This window comes from Providencia sp. PROV236 (genome assembly GCF_033676985.1).
Classification (GTDB): Bacteria; Pseudomonadota; Gammaproteobacteria; order Enterobacterales; family Enterobacteriaceae; genus Providencia; species Providencia manganoxydans.
This window is the reverse complement of the sequence record NZ_CP096297.1, coordinates 2495184-2521868: the sequence shown is the minus strand read 5'-3', so window position 1 is coordinate 2521868 and position 26685 is coordinate 2495184. Positions and strand designations below refer to the sequence as shown.

General features: G+C 39.5%; 28 protein-coding genes. 19 read left to right on the top strand and 9 right to left on the bottom strand.

Annotation, left to right across the window (positions count from 1 at the left end):
- The first annotated feature begins 30 nt into the window (after positions 1-30).
- From M1E96_RS11270 to M1E96_RS11225, 10 genes are all read left to right on the top strand, one after another.
- Positions 31-966: a substrate-binding domain-containing protein gene (locus tag M1E96_RS11270; protein ID WP_070929709.1), complete on the top strand. Its 936-nt coding sequence runs from the start codon at positions 31-33 to the stop codon at positions 964-966.
- Positions 967-1042: 76 nt separating this feature from the next.
- Positions 1043-2599: a sugar ABC transporter ATP-binding protein gene (locus M1E96_RS11265; RefSeq protein WP_070929708.1), complete on the top strand. Its 1557-nt coding sequence runs from the start codon at positions 1043-1045 to the stop codon at positions 2597-2599.
- Between the two features lie 11 nt (positions 2600-2610).
- Positions 2611-3627, top strand: a complete 1017-nt coding sequence (locus tag M1E96_RS11260) for an ABC transporter permease (RefSeq protein WP_140179163.1) — start codon at positions 2611-2613, stop codon at positions 3625-3627.
- 400 nt (positions 3628-4027) lie between these two features.
- Positions 4028-4252 (top strand): stationary-phase-induced ribosome-associated protein, encoded by a 225-nt coding sequence (gene sra, locus M1E96_RS11255; protein WP_070929707.1) that lies wholly within the window; start codon positions 4028-4030, stop codon positions 4250-4252.
- 311 nt (positions 4253-4563) lie between these two features.
- The gene (locus M1E96_RS11250; protein ID WP_140179165.1) at positions 4564-5343 is read left to right on the top strand and encodes a YaeF family permuted papain-like enzyme; all 780 of its coding nucleotides are present in this window, start codon (positions 4564-4566) and stop codon (positions 5341-5343) included.
- A 362-nt stretch (positions 5344-5705) separates the two neighbouring features.
- On the top strand, positions 5706-6614 hold the full coding sequence (locus M1E96_RS11245; protein ID WP_070929705.1) for a Gfo/Idh/MocA family protein: 909 nt from the start codon (positions 5706-5708) through the stop codon (positions 6612-6614).
- A 19-nt stretch (positions 6615-6633) separates the two neighbouring features.
- On the top strand, positions 6634-7071 hold the full coding sequence (locus M1E96_RS11240; protein ID WP_369427010.1) for a glyoxalase: 438 nt from the start codon (positions 6634-6636) through the stop codon (positions 7069-7071).
- Between the two features lie 112 nt (positions 7072-7183).
- Entirely contained in the window at positions 7184-7612 is a 429-nt protein-coding gene (locus M1E96_RS11235) for a universal stress protein (RefSeq protein WP_070929703.1), read from the top strand.
- Between the two features lie 184 nt (positions 7613-7796).
- Positions 7797-8135 (top strand): hypothetical protein, encoded by a 339-nt coding sequence (locus M1E96_RS11230; RefSeq protein ID WP_070929702.1) that lies wholly within the window; start codon positions 7797-7799, stop codon positions 8133-8135.
- A gap of 118 nt (positions 8136-8253) precedes the next feature.
- The gene (locus M1E96_RS11225) at positions 8254-8691 is read left to right on the top strand and encodes a universal stress protein (RefSeq protein ID WP_369427009.1); all 438 of its coding nucleotides are present in this window, start codon (positions 8254-8256) and stop codon (positions 8689-8691) included.
- Between the two features lie 89 nt (positions 8692-8780).
- Here M1E96_RS11225 and M1E96_RS11220 read toward each other — a convergent pair whose 3' ends face one another.
- Complete coding sequence (locus M1E96_RS11220; RefSeq protein WP_070929700.1) at positions 8781-9074, bottom strand: DUF5339 family protein; 294 nt, start codon at positions 9072-9074, stop codon at positions 8781-8783.
- Positions 9075-9330: 256 nt separating this feature from the next.
- Between M1E96_RS11220 and M1E96_RS11215 the strand changes: the two genes are divergently transcribed.
- On the top strand, positions 9331-9738 hold the full coding sequence (locus M1E96_RS11215; protein WP_319065898.1) for a hypothetical protein: 408 nt from the start codon (positions 9331-9333) through the stop codon (positions 9736-9738).
- A gap of 2 nt (positions 9739-9740) precedes the next feature.
- Here M1E96_RS11215 and M1E96_RS11210 read toward each other — a convergent pair whose 3' ends face one another.
- Positions 9741-10370 (bottom strand): TetR/AcrR family transcriptional regulator, encoded by a 630-nt coding sequence (locus tag M1E96_RS11210; RefSeq protein WP_272579733.1) that lies wholly within the window; start codon positions 10368-10370, stop codon positions 9741-9743.
- Positions 10371-10574: 204 nt separating this feature from the next.
- Between M1E96_RS11210 and M1E96_RS11205 the strand changes: the two genes are divergently transcribed.
- The 4 genes from M1E96_RS11205 to phoH all read left to right on the top strand — a co-directional run bounded on the left by M1E96_RS11205 (position 10575) and on the right by phoH (position 14681).
- On the top strand, positions 10575-11384 hold the full coding sequence (locus M1E96_RS11205; RefSeq protein WP_369427008.1) for a threonine/serine exporter ThrE family protein: 810 nt from the start codon (positions 10575-10577) through the stop codon (positions 11382-11384).
- Positions 11375-11845: a threonine/serine exporter gene (locus M1E96_RS11200; protein WP_180355093.1), complete on the top strand. Its 471-nt coding sequence runs from the start codon at positions 11375-11377 to the stop codon at positions 11843-11845. Before M1E96_RS11205 ends, M1E96_RS11200 begins: the two co-directional genes overlap by 10 nt.
- Positions 11846-12410: 565 nt before the next feature.
- The gene (locus tag M1E96_RS11195; RefSeq protein WP_319065901.1) at positions 12411-13400 is read left to right on the top strand and encodes an endonuclease; all 990 of its coding nucleotides are present in this window, start codon (positions 12411-12413) and stop codon (positions 13398-13400) included.
- Between the two features lie 498 nt (positions 13401-13898).
- Positions 13899-14681: a phosphate starvation-inducible protein PhoH gene (phoH, locus tag M1E96_RS11190; RefSeq protein WP_070929695.1), complete on the top strand. Its 783-nt coding sequence runs from the start codon at positions 13899-13901 to the stop codon at positions 14679-14681.
- A 200-nt stretch (positions 14682-14881) separates the two neighbouring features.
- On the opposite strand, the gene zinT is transcribed toward phoH, so the two are convergent.
- Positions 14882-15526 carry a metal-binding protein ZinT gene (gene zinT, locus M1E96_RS11185; protein WP_070929694.1) on the bottom strand — a complete coding sequence of 215 codons (645 nt, stop codon included), beginning with the start codon at positions 15524-15526 and terminating at the stop codon, positions 14882-14884.
- Between the two features lie 346 nt (positions 15527-15872).
- Here zinT and M1E96_RS11180 point away from each other — a divergent pair, with 346 nt between their 5' ends.
- Both M1E96_RS11180 and M1E96_RS11175 read left to right on the top strand, forming a co-directional pair.
- Positions 15873-19163: a hemagglutinin repeat-containing protein gene (locus M1E96_RS11180; protein ID WP_369427007.1), complete on the top strand. Its 3291-nt coding sequence runs from the start codon at positions 15873-15875 to the stop codon at positions 19161-19163.
- Between the two features lie 20 nt (positions 19164-19183).
- Positions 19184-19738, top strand: a complete 555-nt coding sequence (locus tag M1E96_RS11175) for a hemagglutinin repeat-containing protein (RefSeq protein WP_369427006.1) — start codon at positions 19184-19186, stop codon at positions 19736-19738.
- Between the two features lie 40 nt (positions 19739-19778).
- Here the strand turns inward: M1E96_RS11175 and M1E96_RS11170 are convergent, their stop codons facing one another.
- From M1E96_RS11170 to M1E96_RS11150, 5 genes are all read right to left on the bottom strand, one after another.
- Positions 19779-19970 carry a hypothetical protein gene (locus tag M1E96_RS11170; protein WP_369427522.1) on the bottom strand — a complete coding sequence of 64 codons (192 nt, stop codon included), beginning with the start codon at positions 19968-19970 and terminating at the stop codon, positions 19779-19781.
- 208 nt (positions 19971-20178) lie between these two features.
- Positions 20179-21018 (bottom strand): siderophore-interacting protein, encoded by an 840-nt coding sequence (locus tag M1E96_RS11165; protein WP_272579737.1) that lies wholly within the window; start codon positions 21016-21018, stop codon positions 20179-20181.
- Between the two features lie 174 nt (positions 21019-21192).
- A complete protein-coding gene (locus tag M1E96_RS11160; protein ID WP_139158714.1) occupies positions 21193-21372 on the bottom strand; it encodes a DUF2474 domain-containing protein in 180 nt (59 codons plus the stop codon).
- Entirely contained in the window at positions 21329-22339 is a 1011-nt protein-coding gene (gene cydB, locus M1E96_RS11155; RefSeq protein WP_272579738.1) for a cytochrome d ubiquinol oxidase subunit II, read from the bottom strand. Before cydB ends, M1E96_RS11160 begins: the two co-directional genes overlap by 44 nt.
- Positions 22329-23666: a cytochrome ubiquinol oxidase subunit I gene (locus tag M1E96_RS11150; protein ID WP_070929682.1), complete on the bottom strand. Its 1338-nt coding sequence runs from the start codon at positions 23664-23666 to the stop codon at positions 22329-22331. Before M1E96_RS11150 ends, cydB begins: the two co-directional genes overlap by 11 nt.
- A 248-nt stretch (positions 23667-23914) precedes the next feature.
- Between M1E96_RS11150 and M1E96_RS11145 the strand changes: the two genes are divergently transcribed.
- Together M1E96_RS11145 and M1E96_RS11140 are read left to right on the top strand one after the other, a co-directional pair.
- A complete protein-coding gene (locus tag M1E96_RS11145) occupies positions 23915-25339 on the top strand; it encodes a PLP-dependent aminotransferase family protein (RefSeq protein WP_070929681.1) in 1425 nt (474 codons plus the stop codon).
- A 91-nt stretch (positions 25340-25430) separates the two neighbouring features.
- On the top strand, positions 25431-25997 hold the full coding sequence (locus M1E96_RS11140; protein ID WP_070929783.1) for a HutD family protein: 567 nt from the start codon (positions 25431-25433) through the stop codon (positions 25995-25997).
- On the opposite strand, the gene M1E96_RS11135 is transcribed toward M1E96_RS11140, so the two are convergent.
- Entirely contained in the window at positions 25994-26608 is a 615-nt protein-coding gene (locus tag M1E96_RS11135) for a LysE family translocator (protein WP_272579739.1), read from the bottom strand. The genes M1E96_RS11140 and M1E96_RS11135 overlap by 4 nt on opposite strands.
- Positions 26609-26685: the final 77 nt, after the last annotated feature.

Below are 26685 nucleotides of genomic sequence, written 5' to 3'. Positions count from 1 at the left end.
CACACATCTATAATCAGTGGGAAGGGCAAAATGAAGAAAATCATGAAATTAACCGCGCTGGTTGCTGTTCTTGGGCTAACGACGCAGGCGATGGCAAAAAATGAACAGATCGTTTTTAGTCCACCAACATTGGCGAGCCCATTTGAAGTTCATATGCAAAAATCTGCGGTAAAAACAGCCAAAGAGCTTGATGTTAATATTCAAGTTTTAGACGGCCAAGGCAGTTCACCGAAACAAGTCGCCGATATTGAGAATGCGATTACACGTGGTGCTCAAGGTTTTATTGTTTCACCAAATGACGTTAATGCTATTGCTGATGCGGTAGTTGAAATTCAAAACGCGGGTCTTCCTGTCGTGACACTTGATAGAACGATCAATGCACAAAAACCAGTCCCACACTTCGGTGCCAATAATTACAAAGGCGGTTATGCCATTGCTGAATATGTTAAACAGCAATTTCCTGATGGAGCGGATCTTATTTTAATTACGGGTCAGCCTGGTTCGTCCTCAAATATTGAACGTACTAAAGGTATTCGAGATAGCTTAAAAGAAGGTGGTACTAAATACCGTTTAGTTGCTGATCAAAATGGTAACTGGATGCGAGCGGAAGGGATGCGTATCACTGAAAGTTTACTACCTTCATTACCTAAAAAACCCGACGTGATCTTATCTGCTAACGATGATATGGCATTAGGGGCAATTGAGGCATTGAGTGCGCAAGGCTTTAAACCAGGAGAAGTACTCGTTACTGGTTTTGATGCAGGTCCTGAAGCGCTAGGCCGAATTAAAGAAGGTTGGATGGCTGTGACTGCCGATCAACGAGCAGGTTATGCGGTGAAAATGGCGATGGGACAACTAGTGGATAATATCCGCGATAAAAAAGAAATTACAGGCGCTGATTACGCCCCGACCATTATCAGTAAAGACAACCTAGACCAAGCAGAACGTATCGGTGAATTGAAATAATTTCAGGGGCTAAAGAGGGAGCAGATGGTTATCCCTCTTTAGCAGTAAATCCCTGATTTCCTGAAAAGGAGTTTTTATGTCAGAGCCACTACTTAAAATTACCAATTTAGCGAAAAGCTTTTCAGGAATTTGGGCATTGAGCCAAGCTCAAATGACCGTGATGCCAGGGGAAGTACACGCTTTATTAGGAGAAAATGGGGCAGGTAAATCAACGTTTTTAAAGGCTTTAGCGGGTGCTCAACCACAAACTAGCGGTGATATTTGGTTTAATGGCGAAATACTCTCATTAACAGATTCTCCTGTTGTTCGCCAGCAAAAAGGGATCATCACGATTTACCAAGAATTTAATTTACTGCCCAATATGACAGTTGCTGAAAATATGTTTTTGGGGCGAGAGGCGCTAAAAATGCGCTGGATGGTGAATGAAAAAGTACTTAATCAAGAAGCAAAAGCCATTCTTGATTATTTGCAGCTAGCCATTTCACCCACCACGCAAGTCGCACGTTTAAGCGTTGCACAGCAGCAAATGATAGAAATTGCGAGAGCATTAACACTGAATGCTAAATTAATTGTAATGGATGAACCCTCAGCGGCATTAAGTGATGTTGAGGTAGAAAGCTTACATCGTGTCGTCAGAGAATTAAAACATCGAGGTGTTAGCGTTATTTATGTCACTCACCGTTTACATGAAGTTTTTCAAATTTGTGACAAGTTTACGGTATTCCAAGATGGGCGATATACAGGCTCAGGGAATGTTGCTGACACATCAGTACAAGAGATTATTCGTATGATGGTGGGTCGTAATGTTATTTTTGAACGACGTCCTGCGAGCGAAACCTATCATCGAGACAAACCTATTCGCTTGTCCGTTAAGCATTTATATAAAGAAAAACCCCCTCTCGACCCGCATGGTATTGCATTACATGACATTAACTTTGATGTTCATGAAGGGGAAATTTTAGGTATTGCTGGGTTAATGGGGGCAGGGAGAACAGAAGTTGCTCGTTGCTTATTTGGTGCTGACAAATATACATCAGGAGAGTTTACCCTTGATGGGCAACCTTACCAGCCAACAACGCCTATGCATGCGTTAGATAAAGGGATTGCCTTAGTTCCTGAAGATCGCAAAAAAGAAGGTGCAGCTTTAGGGTTATCGATTCGTTATAACTTGTCCTTATCAGGTTTATCCCAGTTATTAAAAATGGGCTGGATGGTTGATACCAATAAAGAAAATGCATTAATAGAAAGTTATAAACAAGCCTTACAAATTAAAATGGCAAGTAGTGAACAAGAAGTGCGTAAATTGTCAGGCGGGAATCAACAAAAAGTGATCCTTGCTCGTTGTATGGCGATGTCCCCGAAGGTATTGATTGTTGATGAACCTACACGAGGTATTGATGTAGGTACTAAATCTGAAGTGCATCAGGTTATTTTTGAAATGGCTAAGAAAGGGGTGGCCGTGATCGTTATTTCCTCTGATTTGCCTGAAGTGATGGCGATTTCAGATCGGATCATTACTTTAAGTGAAGGGCGGATGACAGGCGAAATTTTAGGTGATGATGCGACAGAGGAAAAATTAATGATGATGATGGCAATTTGTCATCAAAACTCCATGATTGAAACTGCCGTATAAGAGAGGTTTATATGTTACAACAATCTTCTACGGCGGTTAGCCGTAATAAAATTGATTTTATTGCATTTTTTGAGCGTTTTGGCGTGCTAATTTTTATGGTGTTATTGGTATTATTTTTCCAAACACAAAATAGTAATTTTCTGACAGAACGCAATGTGACTAATATTTTAACTGAAGTGTCTATTTACGGCATTATGGCTGTTGGCATGACATTAGTTATCTTAACTGCGGGGATCGATTTATCGGTTGGTTCAATACTTGCTGTTAGTGCGATGACGGCGGCCTTTATTATTAAGGGGGACAATTTAGTTGGCTTAGATGCTAATGCGTGGGGGGGAATGAGCTGGCTAGTTGGTTTAGTCATTTGTTTAGCGGTTGGAACCGGTATTGGTTTCTTACAAGGACTAGGTATCACTCGCTTGAATATACCGCCGTTCATTGTGACGTTAGGCGGTATGACAATTTGGCGCGGTTTAACATTAGTGATTAATGATGGTGCGCCTATTTCTGGATTTGATGCAGGCTATCGCTGGTGGGGACGTGGAGAATTACTGGGTATTTCTGTACCGATTTGGATCTTTGCTATTGTTGCATTGATTGGCTATTTAGCTCTGCATAAAAGCCGCTGGGGACGTTTTGTGTATGCCGTAGGCAGCAATCAAGAAGCTGCTAGATTAGCAGGGGTTAATGTCAAACGTGTGTTAGTCAGCGTTTATGTTGTGATTGGTTGTTTAGCAGGGTTGGCAGGATTTGTATTGAGTGCACGTTTAGGGAGTGCTGAAGCTGTTGCAGGTATGACATTTGAGTTACGTGTGATCGCATCTGTGGTTATTGGCGGAACCTCATTAATGGGAGGATATGGCCGTATTGGGGGAACGATTATTGGCTCAATTATTATGGGTATATTAATTAATGGTTTAGTCTTAATGAATGTTTCAGCTTATTATCAGCAAATAATTACAGGTTTAATTATTATTTTAGCAGTTGCATTTGATACTTACGCTAAAAATCGTCGTGGTGCACATTAAAATAGTGAGCTTTTTGTATCAACACCTTTTCATTTATATATGAAAAGGTGTTTTTTAATATAATATACTCGTGATACTTCAAGTTGTAGGGCTTTTTGTTTAAGGTGTAAGTGACTACGTGATACACATTGATTCACCGTGTTTATCTATACTTCTCGTCTATTTTCGCTTGTCGCCTACCCGCAACTCGAATTATTTAGAGTATATATACTTTCAATTATAACTATTTTTATGGTTTTATGCGGTGGCTAATTTGGTTGTTTAATTATTTTTTATTACTGCTATACTATTAGCGTTATTTCTTTATATAAAAAGAAAATAACCCATGTAGTCACACTGGCTATATTTTTGATGTTCAATATATTGTTGAATTAAAATACTTAGTTTAGGAGTCGATAAAATGGTAAGTAATAATGCAGCACGTCGCTTGTTAGGCATGCCTTATAAATTGAGCCGTTCTAAGAAAAATTTGCGTGTATCAATTGTCACCAAAGAGAATGCCACTTCAAATTTACCCGACGATTTGCAAAATAAATCGGTCGTTGCTGCACTAAAAAATACAGCGACAGAGAAAAAAACATATCATTCAACAACAGTCTTTTATCCTGAATATGTTGTTAGCTAATTGAATGTATGTTTACCCTCTAGCATGTATGGCTAGAGGGTATATATTAAAATTTGTATTTATTAATATCTCCAAACGGTTTAATTTCATTAAAAATAAATTTTATTATTTTATCTACATTAAAAAACTTTTTTGATGAGAGTTCCCTCCTGATCGTAACTAGTATGTCGTTGCTAAATTGTGATTGCAGTAACTAGTGCCTTTGTTGAAAATCAAGCACAATATTGAGACCTTTCTGATGAAAGAAGAATGGCTAACTTGGTTACAGTGCTTAGTATATAAAGATAAAAATTGGGTAGGGATCCCTGTTAATGAATTACAAATGTTTGATTTTATGTTTGTGTCTACTGGTTATTAGCGGTTGTTCTACGGGTTTCAAAAAAGATGAAGAAACTAATAGGTTAAAATTTAGTATCCAACAAGCAAACACGATACCGATTAAAGAATCCGTTGAGGTATTAGCAGTTTCAGATATGTTACCTGGAGATATTTTATTATCATCGGCAACAGGGTTGAACTCATGGGGGATCCGCTTATTCAGTATCAGTGGGGTTAGCCATGCCTCAATCTATTTAGGTGCTGGAGAGGTTGCGGAATCTGTCGGCAGTGGGGTAAGGATCATTTCCCTCGATCAAGCGATTTCAGATTCTAATAATATGGTGGTATTACGTCAATCAGGTTTGACATCGATGCATGCGAATAAATTACGCGAATTTTCTGTGCAAAATGATGGTGGTAAGTATAACTATAAAGGTATCGTCATGATCGCCCCTTGGATGCTGACTAAGCGTGTTTGCGAATTACCCTTAATTGGCCAAACGATACGTAATTTTTGTTTGAAAACACTAGCAAGCGTACAACTAGGTAATGATGTTGACCAAGCAAATGGTTTCTTTTGTTCGCAGTTTGTTTTAGATGCTTATAAATATGCAGGTATGCCATTATTTGAAGGCAATTCGGCTTGGATCACGCCAGCAGATATTCTACATATGCGAACTGATGATGTACCTACATTTATGCCTACCCATCGATTGAGTTACGTAGGACACTTGAAATCATGGAGTTTTGCGAGTGCTATTCGTAAAAAATAACAGTTTTATCAATTAATTGTAGTTAAAAATAAAAAAAAGGCCAACTCAAAGTGGTTGGCCTGCTAAAACTGGAAGCAATGTGAGCAATGTCGTTAACAAAAACTTGAGTAATTTACTCAGGTATTCGTTAAGTAAAAGATAACCATTCTCATTTAATAAATCAACCCTTTTTTGTCAGTTAATGAAGATTTTAATCGAATATGTACATTCTTAAAAATAATATCTATAAATTCAGTTAGTTGAGTGATGTTCTGATTTTGTGCTAGGATAAAATCAGACTGCGGGTACCCGGGTTTCAAAATAGCAGCATAGGTATATTTACTAGTATTTTTCTGAATTCAGCATATAGGAGCCACTCTTTGATGGGAAAATTACGAATTGGTATTGTGGGTCTAGGTTCGATCGCTCAGAAAGCTTACCTTCCAGTCTTAAGTAAAACCGATAGTTGGCAATTGATTGGGGCTTTTTCCCCTAACCAAATCAAAGCAAAGGTGGTATGTGATAATTACCGTATTCCTTTATATTCAGATATTAAGCAATTAGCCTCACAATGTGATGCCGTCTTTGTACATACCAGTACGTCGAGTCATTTTGAGGTGATCCACACTCTGTTATCAGCAGGGGTTCATGTGTATGTTGATAAGCCACTCGCAGAAACACTGACTCAATCAGAGCAACTTATTAATTTCGCAAAAAAACAAAAATTGTTTTTGATGGTTGGTTTTAACCGCCGTTTTGCACCTTTTTATCAATCGCTTAAACAAAATCTGGGTCAGGTGGCATCATTGCGAATGGAAAAACATCGTAGCAATAGTGTCGGGCCAAATGATGTGCGTTTTACATTATTAGATGATTATTTGCATGTAGTTGATACTGCGATTTGGTTAGCTGGTCATCATGCGACAATTCAAAGTGGCAGTATTATTGCTACCGAAAAACAGCAGTTATTTTATGCAGAGCATCATTTACTCGTTAATGGTTGTTGGGTGACAACGTCAATGCATCGTCGAGCTGGAAGCCAGCAAGAACAAGTTACCGCAACGTGTGATGGCGGGATCTATCAAGTGACTAATATGAACCATTGGTTGAGTGAGGATCAATCAGGCATAAAACAAATACAGCCATCTAGCTGGGATTCTATTTTAGTGCAAAGAGGGTTTGATGGCGCAATCCGTCATTTTATTGAAGCGGTGAGTCATCAAACAGAACCTGAAATTAGTGGCGAACAAGCCATTTATGCACAACAATTAATTGAAAAATTTTTGGCATAAAATAAATAAGGTAGGCAATATGTTTAATCCTGCTCAAGATTCAGAAGTGTTATTTGTTGCCGGTTTTGGTCCTATAACACGTGACTCATTGGCGAGTCGTCATTTTTATCAGGCTGCGCTTGGGTTACCTTTACAAGAGATGGAAGTGAATAGTGATTACTTAACTTGTGAAGAAGAGCAGCTAGGTGGCATTAATCATTTTGCCTTATGGCCGCTTGAGCAGGTAGCACAATCTTGTTTTGGACAAGAACACTGGCCAAAAGAGCATATTATTCCTCAAAGTTGGATTGAATTTGAAGTCGCAAGTTTATCTAAAGCCACGCAAAATTTTATCGATCACGGTTATTCTTTACTGATTAACCAGAAAATAGAACCTTGGGGGCAAACTGTTACTCGTTTATTGAGTCCTGAAGGAATGTTGGTGAGTCTGACGATTACGCCTTGGTTAAGAGAGTAAACATAAATTTATTGTGAGAGATCTCATTTATTTAGTTGTTGACGAGATATTTTTACATAACGGTATATAATTCTTCTGTTAACTTAAATTCTATTTTTTATCAGGAGGGGATATGTATAAAACAATTCTGGTTCCTATAGATTTAACTGAAGATGAACTTACCAGTAAAGCGGTTCGTCATGCAGTTAATTTAGCTAAACAATCAGGGGCAAAGCTGCATTTAATTCATGTACTGCCGATTTCTTCTGCAATTATTAATGCTTATGCGCTGGGATATATGGAAATCAAAGATCGCGCAACCGTTAAGGCAGAAGAAGATATGAAAATGTTAGTGGATTCAATCGACTTGCCACTGTCTGATGTAAACTACACAATTACATTTGGCTCACCTCGTGATGAAGTGATTAATACTGCAAAAGATATCAATGCAGATATTATTGTGATTGGCTCACGTCGTCCAAATATTACTACCCATCTTTTAGGTTCAACGGCAGCGGGTATTGTCCGTTACGCAGAAACATCCGTTTTAGTTGTGCGTTAAGGAGCGAAGTAAACCTATCTGTATTCAGGTAGGTTTTTAGGTACCCATTCAGCACATTTAAAATCAATATAAATCAATCTTTTTACGACTGTTTGTTTGTCTTTTATTTTACCCCATTTAAGCTATTGAATGTTATAGTTCAGCATACTGAATTTTATTGCATAAAAGGAAAACGAGCTTATTTATGGAGAAGTTCTCAAAAGAAGTGATCCGCATTGAGCACTTTATATTAAGGGTACTGCGTTTTTATTGTTTATCTCTATTGGTCTTTTTTCTTGGGCTATTGCCAGGCATTATTGGTTTTTATTTTATTGAAGGTCATTCACTCATGGAGTCGATGCTCAATGCATTATCTATGTTAAGTGGCCAAGAAATAGAACCTGCACCAATAACACAAGGCGGACGTTTTTTTATCGCCATTTATGGCTTATTTTTGCAGAGTGTATTCATCATTAGTATTGGTCTAATTGTGACTCCATTTATCCATCGTATTCTGCATAAATGGCATTTAGAGGAAGATTAGTATTTTGATGAAATTGTGAACTAGCTTTAACAAATCATCATTTAGCTCACGGCAGTTTGATTTTATTGAAGCTATACTTTACAGGATAAGCACGCTTACATGTTAATGAGGGTATCATATGTATAATAAAATTTTGGTTCCTGTCGATATTTCTGAAGATGTTCTGACGGATAAAGCGTTAAAACATTCTATTTATTTGGCTAAAGCATCAGGAGCAAAAATACATCTTTTTCACTCTGTACCCGATGTGTCCCGGTTTTCGATGAGTTATAGCTACCATTATGATCTGCTGTCTTCTTTTGCGAAAAAAGCACTTGAACGTTCAGAAGAACAGCTAAAAGAGATTATTGCGAAGATTGATTACCCACATGAAGATATTAGCTTCAAAGTTGTGTTTGGCTCGCCACGAGATAAAGTTTTATCTGAAGCGGAAGAAATTGGTGCAGATCTTATTGTTATTGGTTCTCGCAATCCAAGTATTACGACTCATTTATTAGGCTCAAATGCTTCGGGTATTGTTTCGTATGCGAAAATTTCAGTGTTAGTTGTTAGATAAGAAAATGCAGATAAGGTCAGTTTATCACTGACCTTACTTTTAGGATTGTGTATTAAGCTAGAATTAGATGAGAGTTATAGAATTAATGGTTATTTCCCTTCAACCGCTTCTTTTGCTTTTTGGATAGCTTGAATGCCTTGTTCGCATGCTTGTTCTTGTGCATCTTCTGGATAATCAGCTAATGCTTTTTTAGCGTCAGCTAATTGTTGTTTCATTTCTGCGATGCGTTCTTTAGCATCGGGCTCGCTTTTATATTGCTCTTCAGCTTGTTTCACAAGCGCATTCATTTCTTGAAAATAAGTATCACAGTTTTTTCCTGCATTTGCGCCAAATGCAGTTAATGTAACTATTATCCCTAAAACGGCCGGTAGTAATTTTTTCATAATTTATTCGCTTTTTTGACGTAACAATAATGCGAGAATAGCATTCCATATTAAAAAAGACATCATCCTCAGTAAGCATATTTTCTTCAGTGCGGTTTTTTTTCTACATATTAGGATTTATCTGTTCGTTTTATCTTCTTTTTACAACACAGACAAATAGCACGAAATGTCTAAATATAAATGAGAATCATTATTGACCATGCCATGGATTAAAGTGTACAGTTAAGTACACTTTTGGTTGTAAGGAGATAGAGTGATGCCGAATAAAACTATTATTAATACAGTGGAATGGCCTGTTTGTGTGATAAATACGTTTCCTGAAACAATGGATGAAACACGTTTATGGCTAGAGGAAATGGACTTGCTACTTGCAAGAAGACTACAATTTGCGTTGATTTATCCTCCTGTACAAAAGCCAAAAGGCAAACCAACTACAGAACATATGGAAGCGATGAAATATGTTCGCCGCTGGTTAAAACATGCGAGGGAGCCAATGATAGAGCATTGTCGAGCAATGGTCGTAACATTACAACCTAACGGCAGCAATAAAGCAGAGATGGAAGAAATGGCGCCATTACTTTCTAATTTATATGGACCTGAAGTTATTATTGAAAGTGATATTACCTCAGCAAAACAACGAGCAACAGAATTAGTCGCTAAATAAATTTAGCGACTAATTTTGCGAATGTAGCTGGCGATGATATCAACGGAAAGCGAAATTTGCTGAGTTATAAATTCATCACTAGGTTGGAAATCAGCAACACAGAAAGTGGTAATAAACACATCTGCTTTTAGCATTTCCAAGAAGCGTGATGAAATACTGAGCAGTATTTTTTCATTAACTTTTACTTCAGGTAACTCAAGAAGTTTTTCTGCTAATAATCGATAGCTACGCACGGGGCCTTGTTCAAAAAAGGCCTGACTGATTTCAGGAAAACGATTATATTCGCCAAGGATCAAACGGTATAAACCAATGGATTGTGGTTTAATCACATTCAGCAAAAATCTCGCACCATAAAAAGATAATACAGACTCGATGGTCTGAGGTGCAGGTGGCGTGGTTTCATAGTCACTGAATATATCATCAATCATTGTTTCGATAACGGCGGCAAATAATCCCTCTTTATCGCCAAAATTTTTATATAAAGTAGAACGCGATCCCCCCGCGCGCTCAATAATCATATCCAGCGTTGTTCCTTCAAACCCATGTTGAATAAAAATCTCAGAGGCCGCAGAAATTAATGCTTTATTACGGCGTTGTCCTTTGGGGGTTTTGGCTGGAAATGGGGTATTCATGCAATATTATTCCTAGCATTATGATTTATTTAATGATTAATCCTAACTCGTGATTATCATGAAAGATAAGGTCGATAATGATTAATCATACTTAACCTGAAAGAGATCATGATTCAGGCTATTATTTCGCTCTATGATACCGACAAAGGTTATCATGTTTGAACTATTATCTGAATAATTACAGTGTTAGTGAGGGAGAAGGTGATGAAAGAGGGTACAATTGATGCGGAGCAGAGTAATAATGTCATCTCAAACAGCCAACGAGAAATTACTCGCTTATGTATAGAGTGTGGGCTGTTACTACTACAGCATGGCGCAGAAAGCATGTTAGTGGAACAACTTACTACACGTTTAGGCGTTGCTTTAGGCGCGGAGCAAGTTGATAGTGCTATTTCCTCAAACTCTCTGGTTCTCACAACGATTATTGATGGTCACTGTTTGACATCGACCCGAAGAATTATTGATCGCGGCATTAATATGCATGTTGTGACTGAGGTTCAACACGCGATAATTTTAGTTGAGCATCATTTATTAGATCGTAAGCAATTACAGAAAAAACTGTCGTCAATAAAACCGTTACGCTACCCACGTTGGATGATGGTTTTGATGGTGGCTCTATCATGTGCTTGTTTTAGTAAGCTCAATGGTGGGGGTTGGGATGGCTCGCTAGTGACTTTTATTGCCAGTGGCTGTGCAATGTATATTCGCCAAGTTCTAACATCACGGCAAATGAATCCATTGATTAATTTTTGTATTACGGCATTTGTTGCCACTTCAGTCTCTGGCTTGTTATTGAAATTACCTTATTTTGCACCGACAGCCAGTATTTCAATGGCTGCGAGTGTGCTACTGCTCGTGCCGGGCTTCCCTTTAATCAATGCTGTTGCAGATATGTTTAAAGGTCATGTAAATACGGGGCTTGCTCGCTGGACAATGGCGAGTTTATTAACATTAGCAACCTGTATTGGAGTGGTGATGGCGATGGCGGTGTGGAATCTGAGGGACTGGGCATGAATTTTATATTAGCACTGTTAGAAGATATGTTTCTGGCCGCAATCCCTGCCGTTGGCTTTGCAATGGTATTTAACGTGCCAGTAAAGGCTTTAAAGTACTGTGCTTTATTAGGTGCAATAGGCCATGGTTCAAGAATGACAATGATGACATTAGGTTTAAATATTGAGTGGGCAAGTTTTATTGCTGCGATCCTTGTCGGAGCGATAGGTATCCAGTGGTCAAGGTCGTGGTTAGCACACCCAAAAGTTTTTACAGTCGCAGCGGTAATACCCATGTTTCCGGGGATCAGTGCTTATCTTGCTATGATCTCCGTAGTAAAAATTTCTCATCTCGGGTACACCCCAGAGCTATTCGAAACCTTGGTCACAAATTTTTTAAGGGCATCGTTTATTGTTGGTGCGTTATCCATTGGTTTGTCATTGCCTGGCTTATGGTTATATCGTAAGCGACCGAGTGTATAATTAGAGGGACTGGCCATTACTGCTGATTTTTACGACTAAAAAAGATTAAACAAAAGTCTAAAAAATGGCTTTGTGTCTTCAGCAATTTAGCGCTTTATTATTTGAGTTAATTGTTGTGTTTAAATGTTGCCCTATGAATTCGATTAAAGCACACTTCACTTATTGGATACTAGATTGAGGGCACTTGTCTCACACTAAAATAGCTTTAATTCGCATAAAATTTAACCCACAAAGTTCAACAATCCCGAGTTTAATGGGGTTCATAAATATTAATGACTGACGTTAAACGATGTACAGTTATTTAATTAGGCAGTGTCATAAGTTATTCGATTAATTAATAAACAAAACTGTAATTATTTAAAATTTTTCGCATTATATGATTGCTTTAATACGCCACTGTAGTGGTATGACGAGCGCATTATGCCGACTAAATAGGTTGTTTCTAATATTCATCCAAGGCAAAAAGGTTTATATTCAACCGCAATTCTGCCATGAGAAAAATTGCAGTATATTACAGTGTGCGTTAATGCATTCAGGTTACTTGTTTATTATTAGTGGTGCTATTTTGAGTCAATTATTCTTTTTTTCGTGCTCTAAGTGGGCACTTTCGTTTTTTATATTGTTATTTACTTCCTCTCTTATTGCCGCCCCCGCTGGATTTGATGAAGCGAAAGTATTAAGTAAAACCAAAGTTTATATGGATCAGACTCATCAAGGTGAAGGGACATTGTATTGCGGTTGTGATTGGAATTGGGTGGGTAAAAGTGGTGGTCGTGTTGATTTAGCATCTTGTGGCTATCAAGTTCGTAAGCAGCAAGCACGGGCGGAAAGAATTGAATGGGAACATATTGTTCCTGCATGGGTTTTTGGTCATCAAAGACAATGTTGGCAGAACGGTGGACGTAAAAATTGTATTGCGACTGATGCCATTTTTCGCAAAATGGAAGCGGATATGCATAACTTAGCGCCTTCTATCGGTGAGGTAAATGGGGATCGTAGTAATTTTAGTTATGGACAACTTACTGATGCCGTGGAGTACCCTTATGGCCAGTGTCGTAGCCGTGTTGATTTTAAACAGCGTGAGTTTGAGCCTCGCAATGAAGTGAAAGGGCAGGTTGCGCGAGTCTACTTTTATATGCATGATCGCTATAACCTTTCCATGTCGCGGCAGCAGCAACAATTATTGATGGCATGGGATAAACAATACCCACCTAATCAATGGGAAAAACTGCGTGATCAGCGCATTGCTGCACAAATGGGTCATCATAATCCTTTTGTAACAGGGGAAGCGTCATGGCAGCTTGGGCATAAAAATAGTGCTCAGGGGCTTAAGTTTGATAATGATGTTTCACCAACGCAGGTAAAAACAACAGTATCAAAACCACAATCGACCGAAGGTGTGATGCAGGTGAAAGGGAATCGTAATTCCCACAAGTATCATTTATCACATTGTACCGGTTTTAAAACGACATCCGAAAAAAATGCAGTTATGTTTGCAGATGAATTAGCCGCTCAAGCAGCAGGTTATGAATTAGCTGGTAACTGCAAACCATAAATAATTCGATACCCAGTATTGTTTTAGTTACTCAACACTGAGTTTTTATATTGTTAATAATCAATTTGTTACGCTTTAATTTATTAAAGCGAGTTGAGTCTTATTTATTAATTTAGGGTATAAATGCAAAAATATATCATTATAAGTGTTAAATTATTGTTGCATTTAAAAGAAATACAGCGGTATAGTCTTTTTAACGGATGCACGTAACACCATAAGAGTTAACAGATTTAAATTTACGGTGTTTTGTCATAATAGTGTCATAGAAATTCATTAGTTTACGGGTATAGCCTAGCAGGGAGGAACTAATGGGAACTAAGTCTTTGTTTATGTGTTCACAAGGCCGGTTACTGTTCCATCATGAAATTGTCATGGTGAGATTAGTAACCGGTTTTTTTATTGCATGTTCAACCAACACGAGCTTGAAGGGAGCTCCTCTCTGTTCTGAATAGTCCGTCATTTGAATTGACTTCAACGATACCTGGAAGGGTTAATACTATGAGTAGACAGAAAGCTGCAACAAAGACACGCCGTGAAATGAAACGTTCATTACGTAAAGAGCGCGCAGGTCGTTACGAAATGGCCAGTGTAACTTCCTTTGCTGATTTTACTGGCATTGAGCCAATCGGAATGGCAAAAGAGCGGCGTGATAATTCGCCGATCACCCCTCGTAATGACGCACAAAAGCTCTATATCAATTCGATTAAGCATAAACAATTAATTTTCGCAAATGGGGAAGCCGGTTGCGGTAAAACGTTTATTAGTACCGCACTTGCTGCGGATGCATTAATCAATAAAGACATCAATAAAATCATTGTCACACGACCTGTCTTGCAGGCAGAAGAAGATCTCGGTTTTCTTCCGGGCGATATGGCTGAAAAGTTTGCGCCATATTTTCGGCCGGTTTATGACGTATTAGTGAAAAGATTAGGTAATTCCTTTTTACAATACTGTTTGCGGCCTGAGATTGCTAAGGTTGAAATTGCACCATTTGCCTATATGCGTGGTCGTACATTTGAAAATGCGATTGTGATATTAGATGAAGCGCAAAATGTGACTGTCACACAAATGAAAATGTTCTTAACGCGTTTAGGAGAGAATGTCACAGTGATTGTTAATGGTGATGTAACGCAGTGTGATCTACCTGAAGGTGTTACATCTGGATTAGCCGATGCCTTACAGCGTTTTAGCAGTGATGAAATGGTTGCGATGATCAATTTCACTGTTGATGACTGTGTGCGCTCAACATTGTGCCACCGCGCTTTATTAGCTTATAGCTAGCGCATAAACTGTCTTATCCATAGCCCCACAGAGTGGGGCTATAGTTTTGCTACGAAGTATTTCTGCTTTATGTTATCCGTTAAAAATAAATAATTTGATTTTCCTACGTTATTTTAAAAAAATTTATGTCCCCGATAAATATATATGCCAGCTAGCACGCTAACTTAAGATTGCTGAGATATTCTTTTTAATTATAGTGACTAGTGATGTAGCATCTCATGCACAATTTGTTCGTCATTGAGTGAATAAGGGTAATAAGTTGGCCAATTATCCATTTGTTGTAGCAATTTTTCTTGTGAATCATTGCCCATATAGAGATGGAAATGGCTGGAGGCTTGTGGCTCGATAATATGATCACTAAATTGAATGTATTTTGGCGCTTTTGATGCAGGATCTTGGCACTCAAATAGATAACGAACGCCTTTTTTACCTGAAGTATAATTAAGGATTTTATAGCCTGAATAATGGTAAGTGCAACTGTGAATTTGCCCGTTTTGGCTAAACTCAATGATATTATTTTCAATACTTATGCTATCAACATCCGTTGCATAACCTTTTTTATAATACGCACGATATTCTTCAACCGTTTTATCTTTATGAGTTTTGGCTTTTTGTTCTAATACGGGATCCAATCTGCCATTGAGTAATAGTGGGTTAACAGATTCCCATATTCCATCCCAATCACTCAGTTTTCTATCTTTTACATCAGCATCATCAAAAAATCCTTTACTGGCTTGAATGGCTTTCTCAGATTGAGGATGAGCGTGGCTATGAGCAAAAACATTAAAACTCGTCAATAATGCGCAGACACTTAATGTCATTGTAACAAGTGATTTGTTGTTCATTGAGGGGATCCTTAGCGGTCAATTAACTAAAGTGTTATGTTATAATATAACATTAATATAAATGCAAAAGATTATTTTGTAGAAAAAGAAGAAGTTCTAAAGGAATGCGGTAATGATATGAAAATTAAGAAAAAATATAGCCTTAAGATAGGCCATATTTTTAGAATAAAGTGGAAATCCGAAAATTAATACCTTGGTTTGCTGATCTGCTGCTCTCGATAAATGTTTTGGTTTTGATGGATTATTTTCTAGCCTTGGTGATCTTGTTTTAACCACGACGACGGTAGTTAACCAACTTGCTGGTGAGATTAGTGGGCAAAACACACGTATTAAAGCCAGTGGACAGGTGATTAATACAGGGTTAATAGATGGTGGATTAATACATATCACGACCAATACATTAGATAACCTAAGAACAGGGCGTATTTATGGTGATTTCCTCGCTATTGCGGCTAATACTTTATTAAATGATAAACAAGGCGATAAGGCCGCAGTAATTGCTGGGCGTAAAGAAACCCATATTGCAGTTTCTGAGCTATTAAACCGTGATCACGCATTGATTTACAGTGATGGTAATTTAACTATCGGTAATACGCTTAATGACCAGCTGCAAGCATCAGGCCATGCTAAGAGTGTGAGAAATCAAAGCGAAAACATTGAAGCAGCTGAAGATCTGACATTAAAAACAGCGTTTCTTGAAAATAAAGATATTCACTTACAACTCACAGCAAAACCTGTTGAAGTGAGCCGAGAGCATTTTGATTGGTTTGATTTTGGAAATGGTAAACGTTATAAAATTCAGCCACGTAATGGTAACGATACCCGCTATGCTATCAATGATGATGGTACTCTAAATAAAGAAGTTGGTATCCATTATGAAAAATCGAACCGCTGGCGGATGTTCGAAAATGGCAATTGGACAAAAGACTTCTATGAATATGATTACGACCGTGTTGTTTATGAAACACAGGTCATCCAGCGGGATGCCGCACTAGTCACGAGCGGTAAACATTTAACAATTGATGGGCAACAACTTAATAACGAAAATTCTCGCGTGGTGGCGGGACAAAATCTGATTTTAACTGGCTATGCGCTCAATAACCAAGAAGAGCAAGGTATTCGCCGCACTGTGGAAAGTGGTAATACGATTTATCGCTATAAAGGTGGTGGAAAATGGAAAACGCGTGAATCAGTCTATGCTTACCAAGGAGTAAACAGCGAAGAAGATTTACCTCTGCACTTATTAGAAGTCACTGAACAGGCAGGAAGTACAGGCAAACCTAAGTTGGATGACAGAACAGTCTATCAACTCGATGGCAAAGCGGGGGAAGTTGCTAATTCAACGCTAAACGAAAATCAAGGTGTGATACTGACTGAAGCAGTCTTAAAAGACAGTAAACATACACCTTTGGAACTTTCTGCTGGTCAACAGGCCGAGGTGACACCACTTCCATCCATTACTAAGGAAGTGGATGTTGCCGATGATAAATCCGTGACAGCCACTCAAGTGGATGATGCGAATATCGCTAATTATATTGATGTTCAAGGGCAAAGCGATGCCGGCAAAGGGCAAGATGTTACGGTAGAGCATACCCCTGAAGGTAAAGATAACCTCGATACAGTGATCAGAACGGTTGAGCCGAATACTAAATTGCCTGATAACAGTCTATTTAATCTGACGCCGGGTAGTGATAGCCAATTTCTTATCGAAACGGATCCCCGATTCACGAATTATAAAAAATGGCTTTCAAGTATTGATATTGTCTCTAATGATCAACTGCATAAACGCTTAGGTGATGGTTATTATGAGCAGCGTTTAGTGCGCGACCAGCTAATTGAAACCACAGGGCAACGCCTACTGGGTAACTACAGCAGCGATGAAGAACAGTATCGCGCCTTACTGACTAATGGTGTTGCATTTGGTCAACAATTTAACTTGACGCCGGGTATCGCGCTTTCTCCTGAACAAATGGCGAACTTGACTACCGATATTGTGTGGATGGTTAACAAAGAGGTTACTTTACCGGATGGCCGAGTTGAGATGGTCAGTGTGCCGCAAATGTATGTCCGTGCTCGTCAAGGTGATTTAAACGGTAATGGAGCATTACTGGCTGGGAGCAATGTATCAGCCAATATGACGGGTAATATTCTAAATAGTGGAGAAGTCAGTAGTCGTGAACTGACTGATTTACGCGCTGATAATATTGAAAATAGCGGGCGGATCCAAGGTAAGGATGTACAGCTCAATGCCTTGAAAGACATCAAAAATATAGGCGGTGAGATACGTGGATTAGACAGTGTATCACTCTCAGCTGGACGCGATATTGTTAGTGAAACAGTACAGCGTGGTGATGGTAAATCCGAATGGCTTGATCGTCCTGCCAGTATTTATGTGACAGGTGAGAATGGGCAACTGACCTTAAAAGCAGTGCAAGATATCAATTTGATTGCAACTGAAATTGGCAATTTAGGTGTCGAAGGTAAAACCTCGATCATTGCGGGCCGTGATATCAGTTTAGAGACAAGAGATATCAGCTCAGCATTTGATTACACCCATAATTCCACCAATTACTATCGTGGTGCTAATAGCACAGAAGTGGGTACAGAAATTCATAGCAAGGGAGATTTAACGTTATCTGCGGGGCAAGACTTATCGGCGAGAGCGGCAAATGTGTCCAGTGGTGGCACGCTCGCAGTGAATGTTGGGCGCGATATCAATATCACATCTGGTGTTGAAACCAGTGAATATGCGAAACACACTAAGCATACTGATAAAGGCTTCTTATCCAGTAGCACCAAAGAAACTCATGATGAAGTGAATGAACGTACTGCTATTAGTAGCACTTTTAGCGGTGATAGTGTGGATATGCAGGCAGGAAATAACGTCAATATTGCTGGCAGTAATGTGCTTGGAACAAATGATGTTAGTGTTAATGCCGAAAATCAACTGAATGTCACGACCTCGGACGAAGCGTTACATGAAACCCACATGTCGAAAACGACCAAGTCAGGGTTGATGAGCACCGGGGGCTTAGGCTTCACGGTTGGTTCAAATTCACAAAAGGTTACCACTGACAGCGAAAGCAACCTGAAAAAAGGAAGCGTGATTGGTAGTACCGCAGGTGATGTGAACTTAACTGCTGGTGGAGCTACTAATATTCATGGTAGTGATATTATTGCAGCAAAAGATATCAATGTTACAGGTAGCGATGTCAATATCAGTGCAGCTGAAAATAGCCGTACAGATATTACAACGGTAGAAACTAAATCAAGTGGTTTGACTGTATCGCTAGGCGGTACCGCGGGTAGTTTGTTAGATGGTATGGTGCAGACGGCTAAATCAGCGAAAGAAGAAGATGACGGTCAATTAGCTGCACTTAAAGGGATGAAGGCTGGTTTACAAGGTGTTCAAGCCAAGCAAGCAGGTGAATTAGCTGGGATTAAAGAAGGCGGTAGTGTTACTGATGCCTTTGGTGTAAACGTGTCTTATGGCACTAGCTCATCAAAATCAATCACTAAGACAGAGCAAAATACCGCATCAGGCAGTAACTTGAGCGCTAGCGATAATATAAACCTCACGGCGACAGGTAAAAAAGAGGGTAGCCAAGGTAATTTACGGTACAAGGCAGCCAAATAGATGCGGGTAAAGATATTACTTTGACCGCGAAAAATGATATTAACCTGACTAGTGCTATCAATACGCAAACCGTGGATGGTAAAAACGAAAGCAAAGGCTGTTCAATTGGCGCGGGTATTAGCACTGGCGGTTGGAACGTGAATGCGAGTGCAAACAAAGGCAATGGTTTTGAAAAAGGTAACAGCCAGTTCTACACCGATACCGAAGTGAATGCGGGTAAACAACTGACGCTCAATAGCGGGAAAGATACCACGCTAACAGGCGCTCAAGTCAGTGGCGAGAGCGTGAAAGCTAATGTGGGCGGTGATTTAACCTTATCGAGCCAGCAAGCGACGGATAAATATGATTCGAAGCAACAGAGTGGCAGCGTTTCTGGCAGTATAGGAACTGGGGTGAATACTACTGTTTCGCTGAATGCCAACAAAACCGAAATGCACTGCGACTATCAATCGGTGGATAGACAAACGGGTATCTGGACAGAAGTAAGGGGTAAGATAATAAATGAAGGACAGACTAATAATGTAGTTATTAATATGTCTGATACTAAAGTATTTGCCCCTGAACTTCAGCTGTAGCTTACTAAGTGCCCAATAATGGGATTAGATAAAGTTATTATCATTGATAAAACTGATAACGCAGTTGGTCATTCGGCCTACGTTCATATTCATCCAACATCAATATCAACATCAACACCAACACATCGGCACTCACTGCGAGCGAAATCGCTAGCCTGCGAATAATATCTAAGGTAGGTTGAGAACTTCCCCTTTCGTAGCGGCGTATCTGTAAAACAGCAACAGCAGTTATGTCTGCTAAAGCTTATTGAGCCAATTCCTCCAATCTCGAAGTATGGTGAGTAAATTGTTGTATAACATTTTCGTTCTACAATTAGGATATTATCAATGCAGTTTAAAACTAACTCGATGAGATATAGTCGGTGTTGAGGAAATTAAAGGTATGAAGCTGAAAAAATAGTGATGGCTTTGCCACCACTATCAGCGATTGATATCACTCATTAATCATCAGGGTTATCCATCACATTATGGCGTTCATGATGATAGCCTTCCTCATCATAACCATAGCGCCAGTATGGAATGGCATAAATATTTTCACGGCCAAACCCTTTTTCACGGCGAATATAACGACGTAAATCACGAATAATTTGATCTTCGCCTGCAATCCAAAATGAAGCATCTTCTGTTGGTATATCCCAAGACTTAAATGTACTAATTAATTCAGCGGTCTTGCTGATATCACCACAAATCCATGTCACATCAATACCCGCTGGTTTACGAAGATCGCGCACATCATCTGGACTATCGAGTCGTAAAACAACTTGACCTGTAGCGTTTGCAGGCATTTTTTCAAGGAGGGCTGCAATGGCAGGTAGTGAACTTGAATCTCCAGCCATAAAATAATGTTGAGTTTGTGGCAGTAAAGGATCAGGCCCACCAGGGTTTGTGATCCCCATCCAATGGCCTGGTTGTGCATCACGAGCAAACAAATAAGCAGGCCCTGTTACGCCATCATGCATCGCAAACTCAATATCAATTTCTTTTATTTCAGGGCGAATGGCGCGTACGGTATAAGTTCGCACAAATGGGCGCGGTTTGTCTTCGGGCCAGCTGCGGCCATCTTTAGTTAATACAGGTAATGCAGGTTCACTTTTTAGATCAGGGGCAATAAAAATTTTGAGGTGACCACCTTCGCATTGAGTAGGGTAATCACGGAGTCGTTCTCCCGTGAAAGTGATACTTCTAATTGAAGGGCTGATATCGGTAATGGATTTAACCTGAATAAGCTGTGGTGGCGCCGGGCGGTATATGTTTTTTTCGACTGGTTTTTCACTAGCCACTAGCGAGCTCCTTTATATAAACGATAATGATAAAATTATTATTTGCTAACTGTTATCATTATCATATCACGCTTTCGTAGAATAGAAATAAGTGAGAGTAAAACATTTTTTCCTTAATAATGAGTAAAAATAATGCCGTACCAGTTCAACTAGTACGGCATATATTGTAAAAATCTATTTTACTTTCATTCCAGCAGCGGTCATTAGTAGTCTAAATACAGAAGAGAAGGCAAATAATACCAGTACACTTCCTAACCAAAGCACTGCCATCCAACCCATTTTTTTCCACCACGGTGAGTCAATAGATTGATCAGTGGTAGCCTTGTTCTGGGGTAATTTTTCCTCTGAAGACATAGTAACTCCAATAGGTGTAAACCAATATAACTGGGATAATAAATAGTGCACCAACTAGCATAAAACCTAAACTTTCCATTGGGCCGGCGGCATCACGGAAACTAATTGCAGGCGGAATAAGATTTGGCCAAACACTGATACCTAATCCAGTAAAACCAAGAAAAATTAACAGTAAAGCCGATAGAAAAGGAATACTGTCAGACTTCTGTTGCTTAGCACTCTTTAACATAACCCAAACACAACCTAGCACTAATAATGGAACAGGTAGGAAGAAGAAAAGGTTAGGCAAGCTAAACCAGCGACTATAAATGGCGGTATTGAGTATGGGTGTCCATGCACTGATCACGACAATAACGGCTAACATAATCAGTGTTAATGGGCGTAATAATCGATACATAGTGCTACGCAAATGTCCTTCAGTTTTCATAATCAGCCAGCCACAAGCGAGTAGTGCATAGGCGATAACTAAACCAAAACCACAAAATAGTGGGAAGGGAGAAAACCAATCAAAATACCCGCCCATATAAACGCGGTTCTCGACATGAAAACCTTGAATAAAGGCACCCACAACAACGCCTTGCACAAAAGTGGCAAAGATTGAGCCCCAAATAAAGGCATGATCCCAATGTTTTCGATGCGATTCATCCGCTCTGAATCTAAATTCGAATGCGACACCTCTAAAAATCAGTGCGAGTAACATGAATGTTAATGGAATTGATAGCGCATCAAGTACGATCGCATAAGCTAATGGAAATGCACCAAAAAGCGCGGCTCCACCTAGCACTAACCAAGTTTCGTTACCGTCCCAGACGGGGGCAACACTGTTCATCATTAAGTCGCGATCTTGGCTATCTTTTAGGGCTGGGTAGAGAATACCAATTCCTAAATCAAAACCGTCCATCACGATATACATCAAAATACTGAAGACAATGATGACAAACCAAATCAGTGGTAAATCAATGCCCATGAGTTGTCTCCTGTTGAATACCTTTACGAATTAACTTCATCATGTACATATACCCGATCCCAAATACTCCGCCATAGACGGCAAAAAAAGCGAGTAAGCTGATACTCATATGCATTTCACCATGAGCACTCACAGCATCTGAGGTTCGTTGTAAGCCGTATACGACCCATGGTTGACGACCAATTTCTGTCGTGAACCAACCTGCTAGAATGGCAATTAACCCTGATGGTGCCATGACGAATACAAAGCGTAAGAATGTTTTAGAATCGTAGAGTTTTTTACGATAGCGTAGCCAAAGTCCCCATACCCCTGTTGCGATCATCAATAGACCAAGGCCAACCATGACACGAAACGACCAAAACACCATAAATACATTTGGCCTGTCTTCTGGTGGATAATCTTTTAATGCAGGTACTTGCTTATCAAGACTATGGGTTAAGATGATGCTAGCTAGGTAAGGGATTTCAATCGCATATTCGGTTTTTTCTTTTTCCATATTTGGAATACCAAATAAAATTAATGGCGTTGCTTCCCCTGGTTTATTTTCCCAATGTCCTTCCATAGCAGCGACTTTGACGGGTTGATGCTTTAAGGTATTTAATCCATGTGCATCACCAATAAGAGCTTGAATTGGTGCTAAAACTAAAATTAACCACAAAGACATAGAAAACATTTTCTTCATTGCTGAAGACTTATTGCCTTTCAGTAAATGCCATGCGCCAGAAGCTCCAATAAAAAATGCAGCCGCAAGGAATGCTGCTGTTGTCATATGAAGCAAGCGATATGGGAAGGATGGATTGAAAATAACCGCTAGCCAATCAACAGGCACGATGCGATTATCAACGATTTCAAATCCTTGCGGAGTTTGCATAAAGCTATTAGACGCGAGGATCCAAAAAGTGGAAATAATTGTGCCTAGTGCGACCATACATGTCGCAAAAAAGTGGAGTTTTTCACCCACTCGTTGCATACCAAAAAGCATCACACCAAGGAAACCTGCTTCGAGGAAGAATGCTGTCAGTACTTCATAAGTGAGCAATGGGCCAGTAATACCGCCCGCAAAATCTGAGAAAAAACTCCAGTTTGTGCCAAATTGATATGCCATCACTAAGCCTGAAACAACGCCCATACCAAAATTGACAGCGAAGACTTTTGACCAGAAATGAAACAATTTTATATAGTCATCATCCCGAGTTTTCAGCCATAGGCCTTCTAGCACTGCCAAAAAACTGGCAAGACCGATAGTGATTGCCGGGAAAATAATATGGAACGAGACCGTAAACGCAAATTGTATACGAGCCAGTTCCAGCGCAGTTAGTCCAAACATATTGACCCCTGATTGGAATTGATAGTACGCACATCACAATTTCACTTTTGCCGCTGATAGGTGTGTAGTGCTGTTCCTTAGCAAAAAAACAATAGCAGCGGCTATTTGCCGAAAAGGCAAACGGAGTAAAAATGTTTTGTGCTTATAGTTAAAAAAAGTCAGGTGAATGTATGGATAAGTAGAACATGAGAAGATAAACTATAATAGTAACAATTTTTGAGTTATTAACTATAACAGTTGAGGCGGGTATGACGCGATATGAACAACTGGCTGCACAAATACGTCAACAGATAGAAGATAATATCTGGCAAGTTGGCGATAGATTACCGTCACTTAGGGAGAGTGTGAAACAATCAGGTTTAAGCTTGATGACTGTCGTGCAGGCTTACCAATTACTCGAAAGCCAAGGCTGGATTGCAGCAAGGCCGCAATCAGGCTACTACGTTGCGCGTAGAAATACCAATTTTGCCGCAGCAAAAGGCGGAAAAGGTTTACATTTAAATGAAAATGTAGAAATTAACGCGTCAATTTTTGGTGTACTACAAGCTTGTAAAGATCCCGATATTATTCCATTTGGTTCTGCATTTCCTGAACCAGCACTACTTGATGAGCCTAAATTAGGTAAAAGCCTCGCCTCAGTGGCACGGCGTTTAGCCAGATTCAATACGACAGCAAACCTGCCACCGGGCAATGAGCAGCTACGTCGTAATATCGCTCAACGCTATGCTAGCCAAGGTATTCATGTTGCGCCTGATGAAATTGTGATCACAGCTGGTGCAATGGAATCTTTGGTGCTCAGTTTACAATCTGTGACCCAACCAGGTGACTGGGTAGTGATTGAATCACCTGCTTTTTATGGTTCATTGCAAGCCATTGAGCGCTTAAAACTAAAAGCCATCGCGATTAAAACCGACCCATTATTTGGTATTGATTTAGATGCGTTAGAAGATATTGCTGCGAAATACCCGATAAAAGCCTGTTGGTTGATGACGCATTATCAAAATCCATTAGGTGGTACGATGCCACCTGCAAATAAAAAGCGTTTAGTAGAGATCCTTAATAAAAATCAAATCGCATTGATTGAAGATGATGTCTATGGTGAGCTCTATTTTGGTAGCCAACAACCTATTCCAGCGAAAGCGCTCGATGTAAAAGGTAACTTTTTTCATTGCTCCTCATTTTCAAAGTGCTTAGCGCCGGGTTATCGAGTTGGTTGGGTCGCTGCTGGGCGCCATGCGACGAAGATCCAACACCTACAAATGATGAGTACCGTATCGGCGAGTGTACCAACGCAATTAGCTATTGCTGAATACCTGACCCAAGGTGGTTATGACAGCCATTTAAGAAAATTGCGTCAGACGATGGAGCAGCGCCAACATCAAATGCTAGGGGCTATCGCACAATATATGCCGTCTTCAGTAAAAGTGAATACACCAAAAGGCGGTTATTTCCTTTGGCTTGAATTTGAACCGCCATTTAATGCGATTCGGTTATACCAATTAGCATTGAAAGAGGGGATCAGCATCGCACCGGGCAGCATGTTTTCAACGAGTGACCAATTTAATCATGCTTTCAGACTGAATACGTCTTTTACATGGAACGAGCAACTTGATCAGGCGATGAAGACATTAGGGCGCTTATGTCATTCTTTAATTATTGATAAACGCGGTTAGTCACATTTTAAGTGTAAAGCCATTGCCCTGAGCAAACATGTTTGCCACTCTTAATATCATGATTGATGATGATATTTGCTTGGGGGAAGGTATGAAGATTAAATGTTTTGATGCAACTGAGTTACCTATCCAAGAATGGCAAGATGGATGTGGAAGCAGTACAGAGATATTTTGTTGGCCAGTTGCATCAGACTTTTCACTTCGCGCTAGCCTTGAACACATTACCCATACAAGTTTTTTAAAGCATAATATCGAGGGAGAGCGGCTGAGTATTTCCCTCAATAAGGATCCTGTATCTCTTATCGATCAACATCAGTGCCAACATATATTGAACGATATTGGTGATAGTTATCAATCAGCGAGTTGCGACTCTATCAAGCTTGAATTACAGGCATCGCCAGCTCGTTTCTTAAACTTAGAATTTAATACGGAGCGTTGGTCTGCGCAAAGCTGTGTTATCACTCAAAAGCAGCGTTTACCGATTGGGCAGGCCGGTGTGGTGTATATTTTAGCGGGTGAATGGAGTATTTCAGGGGCAAACTGCAAAATATTAAATGCCAATCAAGGTGGTTGGTGGCTACCTGACATAGGTGAAGGTATTGTTTCACCAAATACGGCAAGTAGCATTTTAATATGGGTAGCGGTAACGCCTTGTTAACTAGCTGCAAGGCCTATCGCAGCTAATGTTAACATACCACCAGCCACGCCATCAGTAACTCGACGTCGTTTATCGCTGTAGTTATCTTTTTTATACATTGCAGCGAATATCATGCCAATTGCCCCATAAATAACAATACATAAGGCAATCAATGTTGCGGATAAAATCATTGATTGTATTGCAATCTGTTCAGTTGAGTGGATGAAATTAGGCAAAATAGCAAAATATACCAACAACCCTTTAGGGTTCAGAAAGCTAGTTAAAAAACCTTTACCAATAATCGCGTTAGGTGAAGTCGGTTTTAACATTAATAATTTTCCTGGTTTCATTGCCGAAAGCATCATTTTGATGGCTAAATAGCTAACATAAGCGACTCCCAGCCATTTTATGATATTAAATAATAATGGATAAGCGGCAACAATTGCGGCTAAACCTAATGCAGCTAAAATTGCATGCATGATGTAACCGGAAATAATACCTAGGTTTGCTTTCCAAACAGCGGAGGATCCACCTGATATGCCTTGAGATGAAATAAATAAAATATCAGGCCCTGGTGTGCAAACGAGTGGGATGACTGTTGCGCTGAATAGGATTAGTGTTTGCAGCTCCATGTATGCTCCTTATATTGTTGTTAGATTGGATATTCATTTGCTCAGCTTGGATAAAAAATTATAGCGATTTTGCAGAA